The 16101-nt window shown below is 69.9% G+C and carries 13 protein-coding genes; 3 read left to right on the forward strand and 10 right to left on the reverse strand.

Features of this window, described 5'->3' with window-relative positions; all coding sequences use genetic code 11:
- Positions 1 to 303 precede the first annotated feature (303 nt).
- Entirely contained in the window at positions 304 to 831 is a 528-nt protein-coding gene (locus tag ACFVVO_RS15815; RefSeq protein ID WP_390055231.1) for a universal stress protein, read from the forward strand.
- Between the two features lie 298 nt (positions 832 to 1129).
- Here the strand turns inward: ACFVVO_RS15815 and glmS are convergent, their stop codons facing one another.
- Together glmS and ACFVVO_RS15825 are read right to left on the reverse strand one after the other, a co-directional pair.
- On the reverse strand, positions 1130 to 2947 hold the full coding sequence (glmS, locus tag ACFVVO_RS15820) for a glutamine--fructose-6-phosphate transaminase (isomerizing) (RefSeq protein WP_390055233.1): 1818 nt from the start codon (positions 2945 to 2947) through the stop codon (positions 1130 to 1132).
- Positions 2948 to 2973: 26 nt separating this feature from the next.
- Positions 2974 to 3231, reverse strand: a complete 258-nt coding sequence (locus ACFVVO_RS15825; RefSeq protein WP_390055235.1) for a hypothetical protein — start codon at positions 3229 to 3231, stop codon at positions 2974 to 2976.
- A 165-nt stretch (positions 3232 to 3396) separates the two neighbouring features.
- Between ACFVVO_RS15825 and ACFVVO_RS15830 the strand changes: the two genes are divergently transcribed.
- Both ACFVVO_RS15830 and ACFVVO_RS15835 read left to right on the forward strand, forming a co-directional pair.
- Positions 3397 to 4962 carry a purple acid phosphatase family protein gene (locus tag ACFVVO_RS15830; RefSeq protein WP_390055237.1) on the forward strand — a complete coding sequence of 522 codons (1566 nt, stop codon included), beginning with the start codon at positions 3397 to 3399 and terminating at the stop codon, positions 4960 to 4962.
- Between the two features lie 119 nt (positions 4963 to 5081).
- Positions 5082 to 6683: a beta-N-acetylhexosaminidase gene (locus ACFVVO_RS15835; protein ID WP_390055239.1), complete on the forward strand. Its 1602-nt coding sequence runs from the start codon at positions 5082 to 5084 to the stop codon at positions 6681 to 6683.
- Positions 6684 to 6747: 64 nt separating this feature from the next.
- Here the strand turns inward: ACFVVO_RS15835 and ACFVVO_RS15840 are convergent, their stop codons facing one another.
- The 8 genes from ACFVVO_RS15840 to ACFVVO_RS15875 form a co-directional block, all read right to left on the reverse strand.
- Positions 6748 to 8517, reverse strand: coding sequence for an IucA/IucC family protein (locus tag ACFVVO_RS15840; protein WP_390055241.1), 1770 nt, complete (start codon positions 8515 to 8517; stop codon positions 6748 to 6750).
- Positions 8514 to 9053, reverse strand: a complete 540-nt coding sequence (locus tag ACFVVO_RS15845; protein WP_390055243.1) for a GNAT family N-acetyltransferase — start codon at positions 9051 to 9053, stop codon at positions 8514 to 8516. Before ACFVVO_RS15845 ends, ACFVVO_RS15840 begins: the two co-directional genes overlap by 4 nt.
- The gene (locus ACFVVO_RS15850) at positions 9050 to 10336 is read right to left on the reverse strand and encodes a lysine N(6)-hydroxylase/L-ornithine N(5)-oxygenase family protein (protein WP_390055245.1); all 1287 of its coding nucleotides are present in this window, start codon (positions 10334 to 10336) and stop codon (positions 9050 to 9052) included. The genes ACFVVO_RS15845 and ACFVVO_RS15850 overlap by 4 nt, the downstream gene beginning before the upstream one ends.
- A complete protein-coding gene (desA, locus tag ACFVVO_RS15855) occupies positions 10320 to 11762 on the reverse strand; it encodes a lysine decarboxylase DesA (RefSeq protein ID WP_390055247.1) in 1443 nt (480 codons plus the stop codon). Before desA ends, ACFVVO_RS15850 begins: the two co-directional genes overlap by 17 nt.
- Before the next feature lie 144 nt (positions 11763 to 11906).
- Positions 11907 to 12728: a siderophore-interacting protein gene (locus ACFVVO_RS15860; protein ID WP_390055249.1), complete on the reverse strand. Its 822-nt coding sequence runs from the start codon at positions 12726 to 12728 to the stop codon at positions 11907 to 11909.
- Positions 12729 to 12765: 37 nt separating this feature from the next.
- Entirely contained in the window at positions 12766 to 13812 is a 1047-nt protein-coding gene (locus tag ACFVVO_RS15865) for an ABC transporter substrate-binding protein (RefSeq protein ID WP_390055251.1), read from the reverse strand.
- Positions 13813 to 13996: 184 nt separating this feature from the next.
- Positions 13997 to 15157, reverse strand: a complete 1161-nt coding sequence (locus tag ACFVVO_RS15870) for an acyl-CoA dehydrogenase family protein (protein ID WP_390055253.1) — start codon at positions 15155 to 15157, stop codon at positions 13997 to 13999.
- 5 nt (positions 15158 to 15162) lie between these two features.
- On the reverse strand, positions 15163 to 16098 hold the full coding sequence (locus ACFVVO_RS15875) for a hydroxymethylglutaryl-CoA lyase (RefSeq protein WP_390055594.1): 936 nt from the start codon (positions 16096 to 16098) through the stop codon (positions 15163 to 15165).
- Positions 16099 to 16101: the final 3 nt, after the last annotated feature.

Consider the following 16101-nt stretch of genomic DNA (forward strand, 5'->3'; position numbering starts at 1 on the left):
GGCGGTGGCTCACGGAGATCAACGCCCGTTCGATCCGTCGGTCACCGGCCGCTGCTCCGTTCACGCTGTGCAAACCGCCTGTACGAGGCAGCAACCATTGCGTTACGGGCGCCGCTCGTGCATGCTCCGGGGAACCCCCACGGACATTCGGGGGTCCCGCTTACGGAGCGTGCGCGGGAAATGGGCAGAGGAGGCGTGCCGCCGTACCCTTGGGGGTATGGGGTTGGGAAGACGAATCCCGGACACAGCTCCGCCGCTCGATGTCATTCCCACCCACACAAGGATCACAACGCCGAGACAGTCATGGCCGGTCACGAATTCTTCGAACCCGCGGACCGCAAGCGGCCCGTCGCCGACCCCACGGCGGCCGATCCCCTGGCGGCGCCAGAGGCACGCCCGTCCTGCGACCCCGCCTTCCTGCACGGTGTGGTCGTCGGCTTCGACGGCTCGACCTCCAGTGAGCGCGCCCTCGCCTACGCGATCGGCATGGCCCACCGCTCCGGCTCGGGACTGATCATCGTCCATGTGGCCAACCGGCTGCCCACCACCGTGTGGGCCGGTTGTGAGCCGCCCGTCTTCGTCGACGTACCGGATCACCGCACCGAGGTGCTCGGTCTCGAACTGGCCTGCGCGGACTATCTGACCGAGGTGCCCTGGATCCTGGTCGAGCGCGGCGGTGACATCTGCCACGAACTCGAAGAGGTGGGGCGGGAGTACGAGGCCGACGCGATCGTGGTCGGCACCACCCACGGCATCGTGGGCCGGATCTTCGGCTCCGTGGCCGGACGGCTCGCCAAGCGGGCGCAGCGGCCGGTCATCGTCATCCCCTGAGTCCCGCTCCTCGCCGACGCTCCGTCAACTCCCTTTGTGCAACGCGAAACTACTCGCGCGTAGAGGTGTTTGTGCCCTTGTGAAGGGCATATACGGGTCATCGCACCGAGGCGTGCTGCGAGCCGGCGGGTGACGGCCGCCGGCTGATCGGACAGCAGCACGAGAACGGACCCCCGCGTGAGAGGTGGCGACGCGGGGGTCCGTTCTTTGCGCCTTGACCGGCGCCGCTCTCGCGAACCCGGTCGCTCGCCGCGGGGGTTGCTCGAGCGCCGCCCCGGCCGTCGGACGGGGCGGCCGGCTACTCCACCGTGACGGACTTCGCCAGGTTCCTCGGCTTGTCGATGTCCCGGCCCAGGGCCTTCGCCGTGTGGTAGGCCAGGAGCTGCAGCGGGATGCCCAGGAGGATCGGGTCCAGCTCGTCCTCGTTCTTCGGGACGACGATCGTCCGGTCGGCCTTCTCCTGCTCCTGGTGGGCCACCGCGAGGATCTTGCCGCTGCGGGCCTTGATCTCCTCCAGGGCCGCGCGGTTCTTCTCCAGCAGGTCGTCGTCGGGGACGATCGCGACCGTCGGCAGGGCCGGCTCGATCAGGGCCAGCGGGCCGTGCTTCAGCTCGGAGGCGGGGTAGGCCTCGGCGTGGATGTAGGAGACCTCCTTGAGCTTCAGGGAGGCCTCGCGGGCCACCGGGTAGCCCCGAACGCGGCCGATGAAGAGCATGGAGCGGGCATCGGCGTAGCTCTCCGCGAGCTGCCTGATGTCCTCCTCCTGCTTGAGGATCTCGGTGATCTGCTCCGGCAGCCTGCGCAGGCCCTCGATGATCCGCTTGCCGTCGCGCACCGAGAGGTCGCGGGTGCGGCCGAGGTGCAGGGCGAGCAGGGCGAAGGCGACCGTGGTGTTGGTGAAGCACTTCGTCGAGACGACGCAGACCTCGGGACCGGCGTGCACGTAGATGCCGCCGTCGGCCTCGCGGGCGATCGCGGAACCCACCACGTTGACCACGCCGAGCACCCGGGCGCCCTTGCGCTTCAGCTCCTGCACGGCGGCGAGCACGTCGTACGTCTCACCGGACTGGGAGACGGCGACGTACAGCGTGTCGGGGTCCACGACCGCGTTGCGGTAGCGGAACTCGGAGGCCGGCTCGGCGTCGGCGGGGATGCGGGCCAGCTCCTCGATCATCTGGGCGCCGATCATGCCCGCGTGGTACGAGGTGCCGCAGCCGAGGATCTTCACACGGCGGATCCGGCGCGCCTCGCGGGCGTCAAGGTTGAGGCCGCCCAGGTGCACGGTGGAGAACCGCTCGTCGATGCGGCCGCGCAGCACACGGTCCACGGCGTCGGCCTGCTCGTGGATCTCCTTGTGCATGTACGTGTCGTGGCCGCCCATGTCGTACGACGCCGCCTCCCACTCCACGGTGGTCGGCTCGGCGCTGGTACGGGTGCCCTCGGTGGTGTAGGTGCGGAAGTCGTCGGCCTTGAGGGTGGCCATCTCGCCGTCGTCCAGCGTGACGATCTGCCGGGTGTGGGTGACCAGGGCGGCGATGTCCGATGCGACGAACATCTCCTTCTCGCCGATGCCGAGGACCACCGGGGAGCCGTTGCGGGCCACCACGATGCGGTCGTTGAAGTCGGCGTGCATCACCGCGATGCCGTACGTGCCCTCGATCAGCCGCAGGGTCTCGCGGACCTTGTCCTCCAGCTTCTCGGCCGTGGAGCGGGCGATGAGGTGGGTGAGGACCTCGGTGTCGGTCTCGGAGAGGAACTCGACGCCGTCCGCCTCCAGCTTGCGACGCAGGTCGGCGGCGTTGTCGATGATGCCGTTGTGCACGACGGCGACCTTGCTGTCGGCCGACATGTGCGGATGGGCGTTCACGTCGGAGGGGGCGCCGTGGGTGGCCCAGCGGGTGTGGGCGATACCGGTGGTGCCCTTGAAGCGCGCCGGGACCTTGGCCTCGAGGTCGCGCACCCGGCCCTTGGCCTTGACCATCCTCAGGCCGGCCGTCTTCGGCGACGTGACGACGATGCCCGCCGAGTCGTAGCCGCGGTACTCCAGGCGCTGCAGGCCCTCCAGGAGCAGCGGAGCCACGTCACGCTTGCCGATGTATCCGACAATTCCGCACATATACAGGTATCTCTCAGTCTGGCGTCTCAGCCGTAGACCATGCGGCGCAGCTGCCTGAGCGTCAGCTCCGGCGGCGCCACCGCCCGGTATTTCAGGTCCGCCTCGATCCGGTCGAAGATCGCCGTGTTCGTCAGGCCGTTGGCCTGCAGCTCGCGGTGGCGGCGACGGACGTAGTCCTGCGTCGTCTCGTCGAAGTAGGCGAGCACGTCCTGCACCACCCGCAGCGCCTCGCCCCTGCTGAGGGGCGTGGACCGCGTCAGGTGATCGACAAGTTCCTCGTGCACCCGGTAGATCCTGGAGTAAGAGCGCGAGTTTCGCAAGAATCCTGCCCGATTCCGGGCAGGGGCCAGTTGGAAGTCTTATGGGGCTCTGTTTGCGGGCTGTCCATCCTGTGTCCCGCGCCTCGTTGCCCGGCCGGACGAGTTTCAGACGTCATGGACATTCCTCGTATGGGAGTACCCGAGAAGCTGGCCGCGCGCATGAGCATGGCCGAGCAGCACGAGTATCTGCGCACCAGGTTCTCGCGGCGCACCATGATCAGGGGCGGCGCCGTCACCCTGGGCGCCGTCACCGGCGGCGCGTTCGTGTCGGGCGCCGGCGCCCGGGCCACGGTTCCCACCCCGCGCACCGCGCCCGCCGCCGAGCAGGTCGACGGCTCCCTGGCCGCCCCCTTCGGCCGCCATCTCGCCTGGGGCAACGACCCGCGGACCGAGATCAGCGTCTCCTGGCAGGTCCCGGTCGCGGTGCAGAGGCCCTTCATCCGCGTCGGCGCCCACCCCTGGGACCTCTCCCGCCGGATCGACGCCGAGGTCCGCACCCTGTACACCCCGGCCGGTGTCGGCGCGAGCGGCGACCACACCCAGTACTACCTGCACGCCCGGCTCGCCCACCTGCGCCCCGGCCGGACCTACTACTACGGCGTCGGCCACCAGGGCTTCGACCCGGCCGAGCCCCACCTGCTGGGCACCCTGGGCACCTTCACCACCGCCCCCGCCCACAAGGCGCCCTTCACCTTCACCGCCTTCGGCGACGAGGGTGTCGGATATCACGGCCTGGCCAACAACGCCCTGATCCTCGGCCAGAACCCGGCCTTCCACCTGCACGCGGGTGACATCGCCTACGGCGACCCGGCCGGCCAGGGCAGGACCGGCGACACCGGCTTCGACTCGCGCACCTGGGACCAGTTCCTGCACCAGACCGAGTCGGTCGCCAAGCAGGTCCCCTGGATGCCCGCCTACGGCAACCACGACATGGAGGCCTGGTACTCGCCCAACGGCTACGGCGGCGAGGAAGCCCGCTGGACCCTCCCCGACAACGGCCCGGACCGCGCGAACCTGCCCGGCGTCTACTCCTTCGTCTACGGCAACACCGCCGTCATCTCGCTCGACGCCAACGACATCTCCTTCGAGATCCCCGCGAACCTGGGCATCTCCGGCGGAACCCAGACCACCTGGCTGGAGGCTCAGCTCAAGAAGTACCGCGCCGCGAAGGACGTCGACTTCATCGTCGTCTTCTTCCACCACTGCGCCTACTGCACCTCCACCGCGCACGCCTCGGAGGGCGGTGTCCGCCAGGAGTGGGTGCCGCTGTTCGAGAAGTACACCGTGGACCTGGTCATCAACGGCCACAACCACCAGTACGAGCGCACCGACGTCATCAAGGACGGCCAGGTCACCAAGAAGCTGCCGATCGGCGGCACCGCCCACCCCGAGACCGAGGGCGTGGTGTACGTCACGGCCGGCGCGGCGGGCCGTGGCCTGTACGCCTTCTCCGCTCCGGACTCCTACGAGGGCCACGAGCACGAGGTCGACTCGGTCGCCTCCTTCGTCAACACCAAGGACGGCAAGCGGAACGAGACGGTCACCTGGTCCCGGGTGCGCTACCTCGACTACTCCTTCCTGCGTGTGGACGTCACGCCCGCGGCGAAGGGCCACCAGGCCACCCTGACGGTGTCGGGCATCGCCGAGACCGGCAGGCGCATCGACCACTTCACGGTGGCCCGCAAGGCGAAGTAGGGCGCGGACGGCCGCACCGATGGCCCAACCGCCGTTCCTGCGGGGGATTTCCGCAGGGCGGGGACTGATTCACCGGATCTGCGGGAGAGTGGTCTTTACCACTCGTGAAGGGAGCGCATGTGAGACGGCACCACAGCACGACTCCCCGGCTGACCCGCGTCCTCGGATCCCTGCTGCTCGTCGCGGCGGCCGGCGTGACCACCGTCGGCGCGGCCCCGGCGCCAACGGCCGCGGCGGCCACCCCACTGGCCCGGGTGGTCCCGGCGCCCGCCGGGACACAGCCCGGCGGGCGTCCGTACCGCATCACCTGGGCCACCGGCGTCCGCGTGGACGGCTCGGACGAGGTCCGCCGGATCGGCGAGTACCTCGCCGGCATCCTGCGCCCGTCCACCGGCTACCGCGTGCCGGTCACCGACCACGGCACCGGCGGCATCCAACTCCATCTCACCGGCGACCAGTTCGGCGCCGAGGGCTACCGGCTGACCAGCGGACCCACGGGCGTCGCCATCACCGCGAGCGCCCCCGCCGGCCTCTTCCACGGCGTCCAGACCCTGCGCCAGCTCCTCCCCGCGTCCGTCGAGCGCAAGAGCCTCCAGCCCGGACCGTGGCGGATCGCCGGCGGCACCATCGAGGACCGCCCCCGCTACGCCTACCGCGGCGCCATGCTGGACGTCTCCCGGCACTTCTTCACCGTCGGTCAGGTCAAGCGCTACATCGACGAGCTGGCCCTGTACAAGATCAACACCCTGCACCTGCACCTCAGCGACGACCAGGGCTGGCGCATCGCCATCGACTCCTGGCCCCGCCTGACCACCTACGGCGGCTCCACCCAGGTCGGCGGCGGCAAGGGCGGCTACTTCACGAAGGCCGACTACCAGGACATCGTCCGCTACGCCGCCTCCCGCTACCTGGAGGTCGTGCCCGAGATCGACATGCCCGGCCACACCAACGCGGCCCTCGCCTCCTACGCGCAGCTCAACTGCGACGGCACCGCGCCCCCGCTGTACACCGGCACCCAGGTCGGCTTCAGCTCGCTGTGCGTGCCGAAGCAGGTGACGTACGACTTCGTGGACGACGTGATCCGTGAACTGGCCGCGATCACCCCAGGCCGCTATCTGCACATCGGCGGCGACGAGGCGCACTCCACCAGCCACGCCGACTACGTGAAGTTCATGGACCGCGTGCAGCCCGTCGTCGCCAAGTACGGCAAGACGGTCATCGGCTGGCACCAGCTCACCGGGGCCACCCCCGTCAAGGGCGCCCTCGCCCAGTACTGGGGTCTGGACGGCACCAGCGCTACGGAGAAGGCCCAGGTGGCCAAGGCCGCCCAGAACGGCACCGGCCTGATCCTGTCCCCGGCCGACCGGGTCTACCTCGACATGAAGTACACCGCGAGCACGAGGCTGGGCACCAAGTGGGCGGGCCTGGTGGAGGTGCGGCGCTCCTACGACTGGAACCCGGGCGACTACCTGCCCGGAGCGCCGGGTTCGGCCGTCCGGGGGGTCGAGGCACCGCTGTGGTCGGAGACCCTCACCAAGTCCTCCGACATCGAGTACATGGCCTTCCCACGCCTGCCCGGAGCGGCCGAGCTGGGCTGGTCCCCGGCGGCCACCCACGACTGGGACGGCTACAAGGTCCGGCTCGCGGCCCAGGCCCCGCGCTGGGACGCCCTCGGAATGAGCTACTACAAGTCGCCCCAGGTCCCCTGGCCGACGGGCTGAGAGCACAGCACGACGGGCACCCCGCGGGCCCGTACCGCGGGGTGCCCGTCCGTCCGTCAGGGCGTCAGAACCCGGCGACGGGGTTGTCCAGGTGCCCCACGAGCTGGAGCGCGCCGGACGGATCGGCGAGGTCCACCATCTGCCGGTTGTCGCGGAGCTGGAGCCGGTTGAGGCAGGACAGCGCGAAGCGGGGGGCGAACACGTCGTACCGCTCGAACCGGTCGGCCAGTTCGGGCGTCGCCCGCTGGTACTCGCGGGTGACCTCGGCGACCGCGCGCCAGAAGTCGTCCTCCGTCAGGATCCCCTCGGTGGCGAGGTTCGCCGCCAGGAACCGGAAGAAGCAGTCGAAGACGTCGGTGAAGACCGACAGCAGTTTCTGGTCCTCGGGCACCTCCACGCGGATCCGCCCCACCTCCGGCGGCAGCACCGCGTCGAGGTCCATGACGACGATCTCCTCGGCGATGTCCTTGTAGATCGCGCGTTCCACCACCCCGTCCCGCAGGACGAGGATCACGTTCTCGCCGTGCGGCATGAAGGCCAGGTCGTAGGCGTAGAAGCTGTGCAGCAGCGGGGTGAAGTAGGCCCGCAGGTAGCGCCGCAGCCATTCGGCGGGCGGGAGGCCGGAGCGCTCGACGAGCGCGCCCGCGAAGGAGGCGCCCGCGTCGTCGACGTGCAGCAGCGAGGCCATGGTGGCCAGTGACTCGCCCTCGCGCAGGGACGGCACCGGGCTCTCCCGCCACAACGCGGCCAGCATCTTCCGGTAGGGCGAGTAGCGGTCGGTGGCCCGCTCGTACTCCAGGTGCCGGTAGCCGACGGCCGCCCGCTCCCGGATGATCGACAGACCGGTGGACCTCAGTACGGGGTCGTTCTCGATGAGCTTCGCGAGCCAGTCGTTGATCGCCGGGGTCGCCTCCATGTAGGCGGCCGAAAGACCGCGCGTGAAGCCCATGTTGAGGACGGACAGGGCCGTCTTCACATAGTGCCGGCGCGGGTCGGAGGTGTTGAAGAAGGTCCGTATGGACTGCTGGGCCAGGTACTCGTCGTCGCCCTCGCCGAGGCACACCAGATGCCGGCGGGCCACCTCGGCGGCGAAGGTGACGCTGAGCTTGTTCCACCACTGCCAGGGGTGCACCGGCATGAGCAGGTACTCGGCGGGATCGAGACCCTGGCCGGTGAGGGTGGCGCGGAACCGGTCCAGCGTTTCCTCGCCCAGCTCCGCCCGCAGGAAGGACTCGTACTCGATCCCGGCCCCCGCCGTGAACGCGGCCCGCGAGCGGTGCGCGGCGAGCCACACCAGCCGGACGGGGCTCGCGGTCTCCGGGGCGTACGACAGGTACTCGTGGACACCGAAGCCGAGCCGCCCGTTGTTGGCGACGAAGCAGGGGTGGCCCTCGGTCATCCCGGTCTCGATGTCCTGGAAGGAGCTTCGCGCGAGCTCCGCGGAGGTGACGTGGGGCTTGGTGAGCTTGTAGCAGGTGCCGGAGAGGGTGGAGGAGATCTCCTCCAGGTAGACCGGCAGGATCTCGTCGCTCAGCCCCAGGGCGTCCCTCATTTCGATGAGGAAGTCCATGGCCGCGAGCGGCAGTTCGGAGCCGTCGCGGTGCCGGGAGATCGACTCGGCGTCGACCTGCCAGTGGTCGAGCGCGCGGCGGACGGCGGCGAACCGGTACCGGGTGAGCCCGTCGTCGCTGCGGACGACGTACCCCTCGCCGTCCACCTCCGGGGTGATCAGGCGCTCGTGGGCGAACTCCGCGAGCGCCTTGCGCACGAGCAGCCGGTTGGCCCGCTCCCAGCGCTCGGGGGAGAGATGGGCGACGGCGTCGGCGAGGCTCATGCGGACACCGCCTTCAGGAACCGCTCGCGCGTGCAGAAACTCAGCAACGCCCGCTTCTCCGGCTTCTGGATCTCGCGCGCCGCTTCAAACCCCACCGCCTCGTTCAGGGCGTGCACCGCCTTGTTGCCCACGTCGGGTTCGACCACCACCCGCCGGGTCGCCGGGTCCTCGAAGAGGTGCGCCATCACGGCGGTGATGACGGCCCGGGTGAACCCGTGCACGGGGGTGTCGGTGGGGGCGACGAGGAAGTGCATGCCGAGGTCGCCCGGCCGCGGCTCGTACAGTCCGACCAGCTCGCGGTGGGCCGGGTCGTACTTCTCCAGCAGAAAGACCGGCTCCCCGTCGCGCAGCCCGAGGAGGGCGTGGTGGTGCTCGTCGGCCGCGATCTCCATGTAGGCCCGCTCGACGTCCCGCAGTCTCGCGTCCCGCATCATCCAGAACGCCGCCTTGGGGTGGGTGACCCAGCCGTGCAGCAGCTCGACGTCCCTCAGCGGGTCGAGCGGCCGGAGGGTGAACGTCATGGTGTCGCTGGTCATACGGCGAACTCCTGGAAGGCGATGGTCTTCTCGACCGGGTAGTACTCCGTGCCGAGCAGCTCACGGATGATGTACGCGTTCCGGTACGCGCCCATGCCCAGGTCGGGGCTGGTGACGCTGTGGGTGTGGACGCCGGCGTTCTGCAGGAAGACACCGCGGCCGGTGACGTCGATGGCGTAGTTGCGGGCGACGTCGAAGCGGCCGTGGCCGTCGAAGCGGAGGCGCTCGCGCACCGGCTCCAGGAAGGCCGGTGGCCGGTAGTGGTAGCCGGTGGCCAGCACCAGGCCCTCGGAGCGGATCTCGAAGTCCTTGCCCTGCTCGTCCTGGTGGAAGCCGAGCGTGTACGCGCCGTCCTCGTGGCGGGCCTCGGTCAGCGTGGAGTTGGTCAGCAGACGGGTGGGCACCGGGCGGTCGCCGCTCTCCACGTTCTTCTGGTAGAGCAGGTCGAAGATCGAGTCGACCAGGTCCGAGTTGATGCCCTTGAACAGGCCCTTCTGCTGCTTCTCCAGCCGGTAGCGGGTCTCCTCGGGCAGCGCGCGGAAGTAGTCGATGTAGTCCGGGGACGTCATCTCCAGGGTCAGCTTGGTGTACTCCAGCGGGAAGAACCGCGGGGAGCGGGTGACCCAGTTCAGCTCGTAGCCGTGGACATCGATCTCGGACAGCAGTTCGTGGTAGATCTCGGCGGCACTCTGGCCGCTGCCGACGATCGTGAGGGACTTCCGGGCCCGCAGGTCGGCCTTGCGCTGCGTGTACCGCGCGGTGTGGACGACGTCGCCGCCCAGATCCCGGCAGGCCTCGGGGACGAACGGGACCGTGCCCGTGCCGAGGACCAGATGCCGGGCGCGGAACGTCTCGCCGGCCGCGGTGCGGACGACGTACACCTCGTCCTCGTACGTCACCTCGGTGACCGTGGTGCCGAAGCGGACGCTGCTGAGCTTTCCGGCCGCCCAGCGGCAGTAGTCGTCGTACTCGACGCGCAGCGGGTAGAAGTTCTCGCGGATGTAGAACGGGTACAGCCTGCCCTTCTCCTTCAGGTAGTTGAGGAAGGAGTACGGGGAGGTGGGGTCGGCCAGGGTGACCAGGTCCGACATGAACGGGGTCTGCAGGTGGGCGCCGTCCAGGAACATGCCGGCGTGCCACTCGAAGTCGGGCTTGGAGTCCAGGAAGACGCCGTTCAGTTCGGCGATCGGCTCGGTCAGGCAGGCGAGGCCCAGGTTGAAGGGGCCGAGACCGATCCCCACGAAGTCGTACGGGGCGTTCGGGGCTTCAGGACGCGCGGTCAAGGGACTCTCCCAGGTACTGCTCGGCATGGCCGGCGATCAGGTCCAGGACCGCGGCGATGTCGGCCGCCGTCGTCTCGGGATTGAGCAGGGTGAACTTCAGGTAGTGACGGCCACCGACCTTGGTGCCCGCGACCACGGCGTCGCCGGACGCGAACAGCGCCTTGCGGGCGTACAGGTTGGCGCGGTCGGTCTCAGCCGGGTCGGTGACCGCCGCGGGGACGTAGCGGAAGACGAGGGTGGAGAGGGAGGGTTCGACGACCACGTCGTAGCGGGGGTCGCCGGCGAGCAGCCGCCAGCCCTCCCGGGCCAGTTCGCAGACCTCGTCGAAGAGCTGCCCGATGCCGTCGGCGCCCATGGTGCGCAGCGTCAGCCACAGCTTGAGGGCGTCGAAGCGGCGGGTGGTCTGCAGGGACTTGTCCACCTGGTTGGGGATGCGCTCCCGCACCATGCGGCGCGGGTTGAGGTACTCCGCGTGGTAGGTGGCGTGCCGCAGGGTGGCCGCGTCCCGGACCAGCACGGCGGAGGAACTCACCGGCTGGAAGAAGGACTTGTGGTAGTCGACGGTCACCGAGTCGGCGCGCTCGATGCCGTCGATGCGGTCCCGGTGCTTCAGCGAGGCGAGCAGCCCGCAGCCGTAGGCCGCGTCCACGTGCATCCACACGCCGTACTGGGCGCAGAGTTCGGCGATCTCGGGCAGCGGGTCGATGGAGCCGAAGTCGGTGGTCCCGGCGGTGGCGACGACGGCCATGGGCACGAGGCCGTCCTGTGCGCAGCGCTCCAGTTCGTGGGCGAGCGCCACGGTCTGCATCCGCTTGTCGTGGTCGACGGGGACGGTGACGACGGAGTCCGGGCCCAGGCCGAGCAGTTTCGCGGACTTCCGGACGCTGAAGTGGCCGGCCTCGGAGGTGAAGATCCGCAGTTTCCCGAGGCCGTCGCTCTTCGCCTCCTCCCGGGCCAGCAGCAGCGCCTGGAGGTTGGACTGGGTGCCGCCGGAGGTGAACACGCCGTCGGCGCCCGGGCCGAGGCCGATGCGGGCGGCGGTCCAGTCCACGAGCCTGCGCTCGATGAGGGTGCCGCCGGCCGACTGGTCCCAGGTGTCGAGGGAGGAGTTGACGGCGGAGAGCACCGTCTCGCCGAGCACCGCCGGGATGACCACCGGGCAGTTGAGGTGGGCGAGGTAGCGGGGGTGGTGGAAGTACACCGCGTCGCGGAGGTACAGGTCCTCCAGTTCGTCCAGCACCGCGGCGCTGTCACCGAGCGGCCGGTCGAGGTCGATCGCGTCGACGCGGGGGGCGAGGGCGTCGACGGTGACGCCGGTGAACGGACGGTCGGTGGTGGCGAGTTTGGCCGCCACCCGCTCGACTCCTTCGGTCACGGAGCGGCGGTAGTGCTCCGCTGTGAGGCCATTGAGCAGGTGCGAGCGCATGTGGGGGTCCTCCGAGGGGACTGTCCGTGCGGGATGGAAGAGGGCGAAGATCCGCGACTTCAACTTAGGTTAGCCTAACCTAAGTCAGCCGCACGAGGGCGCACTCTTGCGGTGGCCGGGGTCACTGCGGGGGAGTCGTTCGCGTTACTGCGAGGCGCGGAGCTGTTCCTCCGTCATGCCCTGCCGCCAGTAGCCGACGAAGGTGACGCGCCGTCGGTCGACACCGCGCTCACCGATGAAGTGCCGGCGCAGCTCCCTGATCCGGCCGGACTCGCCCGCGATCCACACGTACGGCGCCTCGGCGGCCGGCAGTTCCGCGGCCCGCACGGCGTCGAGGGCCGTGGGGGATCCCCCGTGCCGCACGAGCCAGGTGATCTCCGCGTCCGCCTCGGTCGCCACGTCCTGGATGTCACCGGCGTGCGGCACCACCAGCCAGGCGCGGACGCGGGTGCCCTCGGGCAGGGATTCGAGGATGGCGCAGGCGGCGGGTACGGCGGTCTCGTCGCCCCAGACGAGGACGAGGTCGGTACCGGCCGGCGGCCGGAACCGGATCGCCCGGTTGTCGGCGATCGCCGGGCCGAGCAGCAGCACACGGTCGCCGGCGACGGCGCGGGAGGCCCACCGGGAGGCGGGTCCCGCGGGGGTGTGCAGGGCGAAGTCGATGTCGATCTCGTGGGGATCGCGCCGCAGCGCCCGGAGCGTGTACGACCGCATCACGGCCCGTACGTCGTCCGGCAGTTCACGCCATCCCTGCCACCAGCCGTCGCCCAGTTCGAGTGGTACGGCCGGTTCGGTCTGCCCCGGGTGCGGCAGGAAGAGCGACAGGGACTGGTCGCGCCCGTCGGATTGGAAGGCGTGCAGATCGTCCCCGGCGAAGGTGACCCGGACCAGGGACGGCCCCAGCCGCCTCGTCCGTACGACCTGAAGGGAGAAGAAACGGAACGGGGCGGCTACGGCCGTCGTCATGCGGGGCTCCTGAGGTTGCCGTTCAGGAAAGGGGGCTTCAGCGGACCTTCTTGGCCTTCTCCAGCGCCTCGGCCAGGCCGGTGAGCAGCGGCACGCACTTGTCGTAGGAGAGGATCGGCTCGGGGGAGCGGGCGATGACCTGTCCCGCCTTGACCGCGGGCAGCTTCTTCCAGGTGGCCTTGGCGATGTCGGCCGGCTGGATGGCCGAGGTGCGGTCGTCCATCATGATGATGTCGGCCTTGTACTTGTCGACGTTCTCCCAGCTCAGCGACTCGTACCAGCCACCGCCCTGCTTCTTGGCGCTCTCCGGGGGCTCGACGAAGTTCACGCCGAGGGCCTTGAAGTACTCCAGGTCGATGGAGAGGTCGGTGCCGGAGACGTAGAAGAGCTGGTCGCTCGCCGAGCCCGCCATCACCTTGACGCCGGGCTTGGCCTTGGCGGCGGCGCGCAGCCGGGTCGAGGCGTCCTCGAACCGCTTCTTGGCGGCCGTCACCTTCGCGGCCTTCATGTCCGCGCCGAGCGACTCGGCCAGCTTCCACATGCGCTGCAGCGGCTGGGTGAGCTGACGGTCGTAGACGGAGACGCCGACGCCGGGTGCGAGCTGGGCGATCTTCTTCTTCGACTCCTCGGGGACGTACCAGAGCGTGCCGGCGTCGTCGAACATGGTGCTGATGAGCACGTCGGGGGCGAGGGCCGCGTACTTCTCGAGGTTGAACTGGCCCCAGGTGTTGCCGAGGATCGTCACCCTGCTGATGTCCATGTCGCCGGCCTGGACGTCGGCCTTGCCCGCGGTGGTCTTCGTCGGGCCGAAGACACCCTTGACCTGGATGCCGTAGTCGTACAGCGCGGCGGCGGCACCGGTGAAGGCGACGATGTTCGCGGGGACCTTGTCCAGCTTCACCGTCGTACCGCGGTCGTCCGTGAAGCTCCAGGGGCCGGACTCGCCGCCCTTCGCCTGCCCGCCGGACCCCGCGTCTTCACCCTTGCCGTCCCCGCAGGCCGCGAGCGCGGCACCGAGTCCGAGGACACCGCCCGCGGCGAGCAGACCGCGTCGGGAGAAGTGGGTGGAACGGGCATGGGACATGGGTATGGCTGCTTTCGACCGGGGCGTGGCCGCCCGCCGGACAGTTCGAAGGTAGGTTAGCCTAACCTCAGTAAATGTCCAGGGGGGCGGGGTCCACCGCCGACACCCCGTCAGCAGCGCGAACGCGGGGTGGCGGACGGACCGGTCCGCCTGCCGCCCCGCGTTCTCAGCGGTGGGAAACGCCTCAGCCGATGAGCCCCAACTCGCGGGCCACCAGCATCCGCTGCACCTCGCTCGTGCCCTCGCCGATCTCCAGGATCTTGGAGTCGCGCCACATCCGGGCCACCGGGTACTCGTTCATGAAGCCGTATCCGCCGTGCACCTGCGTGGCGTCGCGGGCGTTGTCCACGGCGACGGTGGAGGAGTACAGCTTGGCCATCGCCGCCTCCTTCTTGAAGGGCTCGCCGGCCACCAGCCGGTAGGCGGCGTCACGCCAGGCCAGACGGGCGGTGTGGGCCTTCATCTCCATGTCGGCGATCTTGAACTGGATGGCCTGGTTGGCGCCGATCGGCCGGCCGAAGGCGTGGCGTTCCTTCGCGTACTTCACCGACTCGTCCACACAGCCCTGGGCCAGGCCGGTGGCGAGCGCCGCGATGGCGATACGGCCCTCGTCGAGGATGCGCAGGAACTGCGCGTAGCCCCGGCCCTCCTGGCCGAGCAGGTTGGCGGCGGGCACCCGGACGTCCTGGAAGGACAGTTCACGGGTGTCGGAGGCGTTCCAGCCGACCTTGGAGTAGGGCGCGGCGACCGTGAAGCCGGGCGTGCCGGAGGGGACGATGATGGCCGAGATCAGCGGTTTGCCGTCCGCCTTGCGGCCGGTGACCGCCGTGACCGTCACCAGACCGGTGATGTCGGTGCCCGAGTTGGTGATGAAGCACTTCGTGCCGTTGATCACCCACTCGTTCGTGTCCGGGTCCAGGCGGGCCGTGGTGCGGGTGGCGCCGGCGTCGCTGCCGCCGTCCGGCTCGGTGAGGCCGAAGGCGCCCAGGATCTCGCCGGAGCAGAGCCGGGGGAGCCACTCGCGCTTCTGCTCCTCGGTACCGAAGAGGTGGATCGGCATGGCACCCAGCGAGACGCCGGCCTCGAGCGTGATGGCCACCGAGGAGTCGACCCGGGCCAGTTCCTCCAGGGCGATGCCGAGGGCCAGGTAGTCGCCGCCCATGCCGCCGTGCTCCTCCGGGAACGGCAGCCCGAACAGGCCCATGCGGCCCATCTCGCGGACGATCTCGTACGGGAACTCGTGCCGCTCGTAGAAGTCGCCGATCTTCGGCGCCACCACGTCGTGGGCGAACTCCTCCACCGTGCGGCGGAGTTCCTCGAGCTCGGGGCTGAGACGGTGGTCCATGCTGATCACTGATCCTTGTGGGTCTGTGTCGTGTTACCGAGTGCGCGGACGGTTCGGGACGGGCTGGGCCGGCCCAGCTGTTCGGCCATCCACACGCTGGTGGCGGTCAGACGGCCGAGGTCGACCCCGGTCTCGATGCCGAGGCCGTGCAGCATCCATACGAGGTCTTCGGTGGCGAGGTTGCCGGTGGCGGACTTCGCGTACGGGCAGCCGCCGAGGCCTCCGGCGGACGCGTCGACGGTCGTCACGCCGTGCTCCAGGGCCGCGTAGGTGTTCGCGAGCGCCTGGCCGTAGGTGTCGTGGAAGTGCACGCCGATCACGTTCGTCGGTACGCCCTCCTCGTTCAGCAGGGCGAGCAGTTCCAGGACGTGGCCCGGAGTGGCGACGCCGATGGTGTCGCCGAGGCTCAGCTCGTCGCAGCCCATGTCGCGCAGCGCCTTGCAGACGCGGGCCACCTGGTGGAGCGGGACGGCTCCCTCCCAGGGGTCGCCGAAGCACATCGACACATAGCCGCGCACCTGCGCGCCCGCGTCCTTCGCCTGCCGCACCACCGGGTCGAACACGGCCAGCGACTCGTCCACGGTCCGGTTGAGGTTGGCCTTCGCGAAGGACTCCGTGGCGCTGGCGAACACCGCGATCCGGCGGGCGCCGAGCGCCAGGGCCCGGTCCAGACCGCGCTGGTTCGGCACCAGCACCGGCAGTTCCACGTCGAGGTCCGAGACGAGCGGGAACAGCTGCTCGGCGTCGGCCAGCTGGGGCACCCACTTGGGGTGGACGAAGCTGGTCGCCTCGATCGTCGTCAGGCCCGCGCCGGCCAGGCGGCGGATGAACTCCGCCTTCACCGCCGTCGGCACGGACGTCTTCTCGTTCTGCAGCCCGTCGCGCGCGGCGACCTCGTGGATCCGCACCCGTGCGGGCAGATCCTGGGCCGGTACGACCATGGG

It is taken from the genome of Streptomyces sp. NPDC058145 (assembly GCF_042884245.1).
Taxonomy (GTDB): Bacteria; Actinomycetota; Actinomycetes; order Streptomycetales; family Streptomycetaceae; genus Streptomyces.